The sequence below is a fragment of the Chamaesiphon sp. VAR_69_metabat_338 genome (genome assembly GCF_031423935.1).
Taxonomy (GTDB): Bacteria; Cyanobacteriota; Cyanobacteriia; order Cyanobacteriales; family Chamaesiphonaceae; genus Chamaesiphon.
The window spans coordinates 1-8073 of sequence record NZ_JANPGM010000048.1 but is presented as its reverse complement, the minus strand read 5'-3'; the positions used below and the strand labels follow the sequence as shown (position 1 = coordinate 8073).

The window sequence follows — 8073 nt, the reverse complement described above, 5'->3', positions numbered from 1 at the left end:
TCGGCTTCGGTATAGCGTCCCATGCCAGCATACAGTTGCGCCAAGCTATACAAACTTTGCGCCGTGTGGAGATGATTGCTACCCAAGCGATCTTCACGGATGGTCAAAGAGCGAGTATAGAAGGGTTCCGCATCGGTGTAGCGACCCATCGATTCATATAATAGTCCCAGGTTGTTGAGACTTTGAACCGTAAACGGATGATGAGTGCCTAGTTTTTCTTCTCTGATCGATAAAGTCCGAGTATACAAGATCTCCGCGTCGGTATACTTACCCATCGATTCGTAGAGGACGGCCAAATTATTTAGACTTTGGGCTGTGAAGAGATGATCGCTCCCATATTGTTGCTGTGAAATAGTCAGCGAGTGTGTGTATAAGGCTTCTGCTTCTAAATGTTTGTCGTTGGCATTGCCCTTGGGTGAGAGCATCGACTCATATAAAATTGCTAGTCGGCTGGGATTGCCAACGTTACGATCGAGGGGTACCGATTGTAACTGGTGAGTAGAATTTCGAGCCTCGTTCATACAAACACTTAGATTTTTGACCTCGATCTCACTATATTCGATCGAATTTCGCTCGTCTAGTCAATCCAAGTACAAATACTGAGTCAAGCCTGAATTTAGGGCAATTATTCAAAGAATATACTGAATTTAAAGTGTGTAAATGATGAAATTTGACTGGTAGATCGGTAAATTTACAACGATCGTTTGACTCGATCTAATGTTTCCGAGAACAATACATCTCGAAACTTAAGGGCGAGATCGGGACAATCGTTACTGTTTGGCTTTTGCCGTAGGCTGCACGATCGCACTGCGTTTGGGGACAGAATTGTCCCGTTCGGGGGTCGGATTTTTTTTAGGCTTAGTCTTGGGCTTTGGCTCTTCTGTGGCAATCGTGTTCGGCAATGCTTGTAAAACTTGAATCTTTTCTTGATAAATAATTTTGCTATCTTTGCGGATAATCAATCGATTGGCAGCGATCGTATAATTAGTTTCACCATTATCTGCGGAAAATTGCGTACGATCGTAATAACGCAATCTCAGCGTAATACCTTGCGAACCATCCTTGGATAGTCCCACATAATGGGTAGGCATTTTGGTACCACAGATAAACATTAAATAGCTTTTAGAAGTCGCTCGATACAAAATTTTAGTGCCATCGGGACACACTAAGCTGTTGTCGCCACTCACCTCACCCAAGACAGTCGCAACTTCACCGATTGCCGTTGGCGGTTTTGCTGGTTTCGCAACCACATTTTCACCAGTCGGCGTTGACTGTTTCGTCGGTTTCAATGCCACATTCTCGCCAGTCGCAGTTGACTGTTTCGTCGGTTTCGATGCCACATTCTCGATCGCCATCGCGCCAAAATTCCGAAACTTAGTGGTAGTATTGACGCCACCACTCAAGGGGATTTGCAGCAAGGCAATTTGCGAGAGGTTGGTCGGTACTTTTGCAAATACAAATGTAGCCTTAACTGGTACATTTTCAATTAGCTCGGTTCTGATGGTATTGTTCTCGCTGCTACGATTGGCCAATTGCAAGCTGGTCGGGTAGTATTCGTTACCTTCAAAATCTACTAGCTTGATATTATTACCATTGATATCGATCGTCCGATCGCTGTTTTTACTAGTTAATGTGGCTTTACAGATCAAGTCCTGCAACCTATGAGTACATTCGCGTACGACAATCTTGATCCGGTCATCTTCATAGGTAGTTGGATTGTTTTTGACGGTTTTAGTTGGGGCTTGGGCTAACGATTGGTATGGATACAACCAAGCACATAACAGTCCACACCAGCTCATTTTGACGAGTAAGTTGATAATCATACTAGTAATTGTAGATGTCTGCTAATTTGTGGGGGTATTATATCACGAGCGATTCAATCTTTTTACGCTAAAAATTGTCTGTTTGTATTGAATTTTACATTAGCATCCGACAGCGCGAATTTGGACAATAATTGCCGCTAGCTAGATAGCTCGGTCGTGGATAATTAAGTGTTTAATATAGAGAGCAGCTTTAACCGAATTGTTCCACAAACCTTTCGACATCTTCGATAATTCGCGTCAGTTCGGTTTCACTACTCAGGCGAATTCGATCGTCACGTAACGTAATTGACACTTTGGCAACGAAGACATTGGCCCAAATATTCGGATTACAAAAAATCTCTAGGAATACATCTCCTGTATATTGATATTCGATCGGTGGTTGTGGCGTCGGTTTCCGACTGAGATCTGTCTGTGCTGTCTTGGCTTTGAGCGTAAGTGCGATCTCATTAAGTTTTGCTTGTAATTCCCGCGCTGCCGTGGCAGTAAAGCCACATGAGACAGAACCACTAGCTAAGTTGAAGATTAACGGTGATGCCATAATTTTGAGTGAAGATAAAAAGTTAATCGGATCTTATCCTAGTCAGTGCAATCTCATGCGGTCGATCGTTTTAAGTCTTTAGCTGTGAATTCTGTAATTCGCCGATGACCCCGTCAATAATTAGGTGTAGGCGCAATCGATCGACTCGATCGTCACCTGTCGCACACCGATTGCCTGAATCGCTAGACAATGGCGATCGCCTAGTGTAGACTTGTAGATTGTGGTGTAAAACTTCCAGCTTGAGTTAGCTGTGACTGAGGTGAATCGGCTCGAATAGATACTAGGCAGCTTGCTGCATCAGTCTTTTCGAGCGATCGATAACGATTCCCGATCGATCCATTGCCCCCGAACCAAGTGCGTTACGAGTGAAAACTTATCGCATCGACAGCAACGAATTGGCACATACGCGCTAATTCGCTGCCAAAGTTAGCTGGGCAAATGAGATTGAGTCGAAGCCACAGATGGACGCGCCTGCCGGTGGAAGTCCATCAAAATCCTGATGTCTCAAAATATAAGGAACGTTACCAAACCGTGTCTATCGGTATTCTCGGCACCAAACTCGGCATGACCCAAGTTTTCGACAAAGAGACAGGGAGAGCAATTCCTGTCACCGTCGTTCAGGCAGGGCCATGCACGATTACTCAAATCAAAACTACGGCAACTGATGGCTATAATTCCATCCAGATCGGCTTTGATGAAGTCAAAGAAAAAGCTCTCAACAGACCAGAACTAGGGCATCTCAAAAAAGCTGAGGCACCACCACTGCGTCACCTCCAAGAATTTCGGGTCGATAGCACCGACAGTTGGACGCTCGGACAAGAAGTCAAACCAGATATCTTCACTGTCGGTCAAATTATTGACGTCACCGGTAACAGTATCGGTAAAGGTTTTGCTGGTTGGCAGAAACGTTGGAACTTTGCTCGCGGTCCGATGTCTCACGGTTCTAAAAATCACCGCGAACCTGGTTCGACTGGTGCGGGTACCACTCCCGGTCGCGTCTATCCTGGTAAGAAAATGGCCGGACGACTTGGCGGCAAGCGGATCACGATCAAGAAATTGGTAGTAGTTCAAGTCGATGCCGAGCGCAACATTCTCCTGATCGAAGGTTCTGTCCCTGGCAAACCTGGCGCACTTCTGCGGATCGTGCCTGAAGTCAAAGTCGGTAAGTAGTCACACATAGTAGATCGAAAAGATAACAAATAATTATGGCTAATTGCGTCATTCGCGACTGGCAAGGCCAAGAAGCTGGCTCCGCCACACTGGAACTAGCTGTCGCCAAAGAAGAAAATGCCTCTCACATCGTTCACCGCGCTTTGATTCGGCAGACAAATAACGCCCGTCAAGGTACGGCAAGTGCCAAGACTCGCGCCGAAGTACGCGGTGGTGGACGGAAACCGTGGAAGCAAAAAGGTACCGGACGCGCGCGTGCGGGTTCGATTCGATCGCCGTTGTGGCGGGGTGGTGGGGTAATTTTTGGACCAAAACCCAAAGATTACAACATGAAAATGAACCGGAAAGAGCGCAGACTGGCTCTCCGGACGGCATTGATGGGTCGGATTGAAGATATTATCGTCGTTCGAGACTTTACTGGCGATCTCGCTCAACCTAAAACCAAAGAGTTCGTCCAAGCGATGACTCGGTGGGGTGTTGAAGCTGAAAGTAAAGTACTAGTTATCGTGGCGGAAGTTGAAGACAATACCTTGCTCTCAGTTCGGAACATTGCCCATGTCAAAATGATTTCTGCATCGGGACTCAACGTCTTCGATCTCCTGAATGCAGACCAGATTATCGCTACTGCTGAAGCGATCGCCAAAATCCAGGAGGTTTACAATGACGATTAGAGTTGCCGATCGCGATTTACCAGACTTAATTCGCAATGTCATCGTCACCGAAAAAGCGACGACTGCGATGGAACAAAACAAATACGTATTTGATGTAGTTCCTCAGGCTACCAAGCCCCAAATCAAAGCCGCGATCGAGTCCTTATTCGATGTCAAAGTTAAGCGGGTCGATACTCAGAACTTACCCCGCAAAACCCGCCGCGTCGGTAAATTCCTTGGTGCCAAACCCAAATACAAACGGGCAATCGTCACGATCGTCGAAGGTCAAGAGATTATCCTCTTCCCTGAAGTTTAAGTAGTTGGGAGTAAGGAGTTGGAAGTTGGGAGTAAGTATCAGTCAGTATTCTGCTAATTCTTGTCCTCCCTATTCCTACCCCTATTCCCTATCCCCTATCCCCTATCCACTAAATCATGGGAACCCGTTCTTATCGGCCATATACGCCCAGTACTCGCGAAACCGTAATCTCAGACTTTGCTGAAATTACCGCGAGTTCGCCGGAAAAGTCACTCGTTTACAACAAGCACCGCGCAAAAGGGCGCAACAATCGCGGTGTCATCACCAGTCGTCGTCGCGGTGGCGGTCACAAACGTCTCTATCGGCAGATCGACTTCCGCCGTCAAGACAAAATCAATATCCCCGCACGGGTCGCCACGGTCGAGTACGATCCCAACCGGAATGCTCGGATCGCCCTCCTGTTCTACAAAGATGGTGAAAAACGCTATATCTTGCATCCAGTCGGCCTAGAAGTCGGTACCGAAATTATCACAGGGCCAGATTCGCCTTTTGAAATTGGTAACGCTTTACCGCTGATTAATATTCCTCTGGGTACTACAGTTCATAGCGTGGAACTGACCGCAGGCAAAGGCGCGCAGATCGCTCGTTCTGCTGGTGCAGCCGCCCAGCTAGTCGCTAAAGAAGGCGACTATGTAACCTTGAAAATGCCCTCTGGTGAAGTCCGGATGGTGCGCAAAGAATGCTACGCCACCATCGGTCAAGTCGGCAACACCGACGCCCGCAACACCAGCGCGGGTAAAGCCGGACGCAACCGGTGGAAAGGCCGCCGTCCGAAAGTCAGAGGTAGCGTCATGAACCCCTGCGATCACCCACATGGTGGTGGTGAAGGTCGCGCCCCGATCGGTCGGAGCGGCCCAGTTACGCCTTGGGGTAAACCAACTCTGGGCTACAAAACCCGTAAGAAGAACAAAGCCAGCAGCGAACTCATCATCCGCCGTCGCCGTAAATCCTCGAAACGCGGTAAAGGCGGTCGTCAGAATTAGGGGATAGGGAATAGGGGATAGGGGATAGTTAAAGATCGGAATCTACTAAAAAAGTACTCCATTGTTAAACTATTTTTTATCCTCTACTCCCACCCCTGGCTAATAACTTGTCGGGCACATAGTGCCCACTATCCTTGGGGAAAGGTCTTAACCCTATCCCCTATTCCCTATCCCCTATCCCCTACTCACTATGGGTCGTTCTCTCAAAAAAGGTCCTTTCGTCGCAGATCATCTGATGACAAAGGTAGAAAAAATGAATGCATCTGGTCGTAAAGATGTCATCAAAACTTGGTCGCGGGCGTCCACGATCTTGCCCCAAATGGTCGGTCATACGATCGCGGTACACAACGGTCGTCAGCACGTTCCCGTTTTTGTTTCCGATCAAATGGTCGGACATAAATTAGGTGAATTTTCACCGACGCGGAACTATCGTTCTCACTCGAAGGGAGACAAAAAGTCCGGTAGATAATTCAAGGTAACTTTGAATTTTAAACTCTGGATTCAAGAGGAAAAATTATGGCGATCGATAATAAAACAGAAATCAAAGCAGTTGCGAAATACATTCGCATGTCTCCCTTTAAAGTGCGCCGCGTACTAGACCAAATTCGGGGACGTTCCTACCGTGAAGCCTTGATCATTCTCGAATTCATGCCCTATAAGGCTTGTGAAGAGATTATCAAAGTCTTGCGATCGGCTGTTGCTAATGCCGAGCACAACAATGGGATGAATCCAGCCAAGTTAGTAGTTTCTACTGCCTTTGCCGATGGGGGCCCCGCGCTCAAACGCTTCCGACCCAGAGCGCAAGGTCGCGCTTACAAAATCCGCAAACCGACATGTCACATCACCGTGGCAGTGGCGGAAACGAACTAGGGAGCATATAAAGAAATAACATGGGACAGAAGATTCATCCAGTTGGCTTTAGATTAGGCATCACGCAGGAACACCGTTCGCGGTGGTATGCAGATACCCGTAAATATTCCGAAGTTCTCAAAGAAGACTACATCATCCGCCAACATATCGAAAAGGATAAAACCTTAGAAACGGCGGGCATTTCCAAGGTACTCATCGAGCGCAAAGCCGACCAAATCGAATTGTCGATTCACACTGCCCGACCGGGCGTGGTCGTCGGTCGTCAAGGTAGTGGCATTGAAGTCATTCGCCAAGCTTTACTCAAAAAATTGGGTACCGATCGGCAGATTCGGATTAACGTCGTTGAGATTGCCAAAGTTGATGCCGATGCGGCATTAATTGCGGAATTTATCGCCCAACAACTCTCGCGTCGCGTTTCCTTCCGTCGGGTCGTCCGGCAGGCAATTCAACGGGCGCAACGTGCCGAAGTTAAAGGGATCAAAATCCAGGTTGGCGGACGGCTCAACGGCGCGGAAATCGCCCGTACCGAGCAAGCTCGCGAAGGTAGCGTGCCCCTGCACACCCTGCGTGCCGATATCGACTATGCGTCTAAAACCGCCGATACCACCTACGGCATCATCGGTGTCAAAGTTTGGGTCTTTAAAGGCGAAATTATTCCCGGTCAGGAAAATATCGAGGCACCTAGTGCCGCTCAACCCAAGCGTCGGCAACAGCAACAGCGTCGCCGTCAGCAGTTTGAAGACCGCTCTGATGAAGGATAGGAATTAAAACATGTTAAGTCCGAGAAGAACGAAATTCCGCAAACAACAACGCGGACGCATGACTGGTTTAGCAACCAGAGGCAACGAAATCGCTTTCGGTCAATTTGGCTTGCAGGCGATCGAACCATCGTGGATCACCGCCAGACAAATCGAAGCCTGTCGGCGAGCCATGAACCGCTATCTCAAACGGGGTGGTAAAATCTGGATTCGGATTTTCCCCGACAAACCCGTGACGATGCGCCCAGCAGAAACCCGGATGGGTTCTGGTAAAGGTTCGCCCGAATTTTGGGTAGCAGTTGTCAAACCAGGTCGGATTTTATTCGAGATTGGTGGCGTTCCTGAAGACATTGCCCGCGAATCAATGCGACTGGCGATGCACAAGCTCCCGATCAAAGTCAAATTCATTGTTAAAGCCCATTTAGAAGACGAGACGGAGTAGTAATTATGGCTCTGCCTAAAATCGCCGATGCGATCGCACTCACTGATGAGGAACTAGCTGCTGAGATTATCGCTGTCAAACGGAATCTGTTCGACCTGCGCCTCCGTCAAGCTACGCGTCGCTTAGAAAAAACCCACGAATTCAAACATAACCGCCACAAACTCGCGCAGTTATTGACCGTGGAACACCAACGTAAAACCGCCAAGGTTTAGACTAGTCAACATACAACAGCCGCAGCTAATTAACCCAACATGGCAGTCAAAGAAAGAGTTGGCCTCGTTGTCAGCACCAAAATGCAAAAAACCGCAGTGGTCGCGATCGAAAACCGCTCCGCCCACACCAAATACGGGAAAGTCGTCGTCAGAACCAAAAAATACAAAGTTCACGACGAAGAAAACCAGTGCAAAGAAGGTGACAGAGTGCGGATTACCGAAACCCGCCCCCTGAGCCGCACCAAACGTTGGACACTTGCAGAAATTCTCAGTACCAAAGCTTAATTAGTTAGTGGGGGATAGGGAATAGG

The 8073-nt window shown here is 48.0% G+C and carries 13 protein-coding genes; 10 read left to right on the top strand and 3 right to left on the bottom strand.

What is annotated here, in order from left to right:
• From RMO84_RS01530 to RMO84_RS01520, 3 genes are all read right to left on the bottom strand, one after another.
• A partial coding sequence (locus tag RMO84_RS01530) for a tetratricopeptide repeat protein (RefSeq protein ID WP_310486684.1) occupies positions 1–521 on the bottom strand: 521 nt, incomplete at its 3' end.
• A gap of 249 nt (positions 522–770) precedes the next feature.
• Positions 771–1823 carry a hypothetical protein gene (locus RMO84_RS01525; RefSeq protein WP_310486683.1) on the bottom strand — a complete coding sequence of 351 codons (1053 nt, stop codon included), beginning with the start codon at positions 1821–1823 and terminating at the stop codon, positions 771–773.
• 190 nt (positions 1824–2013) lie between these two features.
• Complete coding sequence (locus RMO84_RS01520; RefSeq protein ID WP_396135738.1) at positions 2014–2361, bottom strand: hypothetical protein; 348 nt, start codon at positions 2359–2361, stop codon at positions 2014–2016.
• Between the two features lie 531 nt (positions 2362–2892).
• Here RMO84_RS01520 and rplC point away from each other — a divergent pair.
• The 10 genes from rplC to rpsQ all read left to right on the top strand — a co-directional run bounded on the left by rplC (position 2893) and on the right by rpsQ (position 8047).
• Entirely contained in the window at positions 2893–3531 is a 639-nt protein-coding gene (rplC, locus tag RMO84_RS01515) for a 50S ribosomal protein L3 (RefSeq protein WP_310486685.1), read from the top strand.
• A 35-nt stretch (positions 3532–3566) separates the two neighbouring features.
• Positions 3567–4202 carry a 50S ribosomal protein L4 gene (rplD, locus tag RMO84_RS01510; protein WP_310486682.1) on the top strand — a complete coding sequence of 212 codons (636 nt, stop codon included), beginning with the start codon at positions 3567–3569 and terminating at the stop codon, positions 4200–4202.
• A complete protein-coding gene (locus RMO84_RS01505; protein WP_310486680.1) occupies positions 4192–4497 on the top strand; it encodes a 50S ribosomal protein L23 in 306 nt (101 codons plus the stop codon). Before rplD ends, RMO84_RS01505 begins: the two co-directional genes overlap by 11 nt.
• A 116-nt stretch (positions 4498–4613) precedes the next feature.
• Positions 4614–5480: a 50S ribosomal protein L2 gene (gene rplB / locus RMO84_RS01500; protein ID WP_310486678.1), complete on the top strand. Its 867-nt coding sequence runs from the start codon at positions 4614–4616 to the stop codon at positions 5478–5480.
• Between the two features lie 190 nt (positions 5481–5670).
• Positions 5671–5949, top strand: a complete 279-nt coding sequence (gene rpsS, locus RMO84_RS01495; protein WP_295613120.1) for a 30S ribosomal protein S19 — start codon at positions 5671–5673, stop codon at positions 5947–5949.
• Between the two features lie 47 nt (positions 5950–5996).
• Positions 5997–6350 carry a 50S ribosomal protein L22 gene (rplV, locus tag RMO84_RS01490; RefSeq protein WP_295613123.1) on the top strand — a complete coding sequence of 118 codons (354 nt, stop codon included), beginning with the start codon at positions 5997–5999 and terminating at the stop codon, positions 6348–6350.
• Between the two features lie 20 nt (positions 6351–6370).
• Positions 6371–7111, top strand: coding sequence for a 30S ribosomal protein S3 (gene rpsC / locus RMO84_RS01485; RefSeq protein ID WP_310486676.1), 741 nt, complete (start codon positions 6371–6373; stop codon positions 7109–7111).
• 10 nt (positions 7112–7121) lie between these two features.
• Positions 7122–7550: a 50S ribosomal protein L16 gene (gene rplP, locus RMO84_RS01480; RefSeq protein WP_310486675.1), complete on the top strand. Its 429-nt coding sequence runs from the start codon at positions 7122–7124 to the stop codon at positions 7548–7550.
• 5 nt (positions 7551–7555) lie between these two features.
• The gene (gene rpmC / locus RMO84_RS01475) at positions 7556–7762 is read left to right on the top strand and encodes a 50S ribosomal protein L29 (protein ID WP_310486674.1); all 207 of its coding nucleotides are present in this window, start codon (positions 7556–7558) and stop codon (positions 7760–7762) included.
• A gap of 39 nt (positions 7763–7801) precedes the next feature.
• Entirely contained in the window at positions 7802–8047 is a 246-nt protein-coding gene (gene rpsQ, locus RMO84_RS01470; protein ID WP_310486673.1) for a 30S ribosomal protein S17, read from the top strand.
• The last annotated feature ends 26 nt before the right edge of the window (positions 8048–8073 follow it).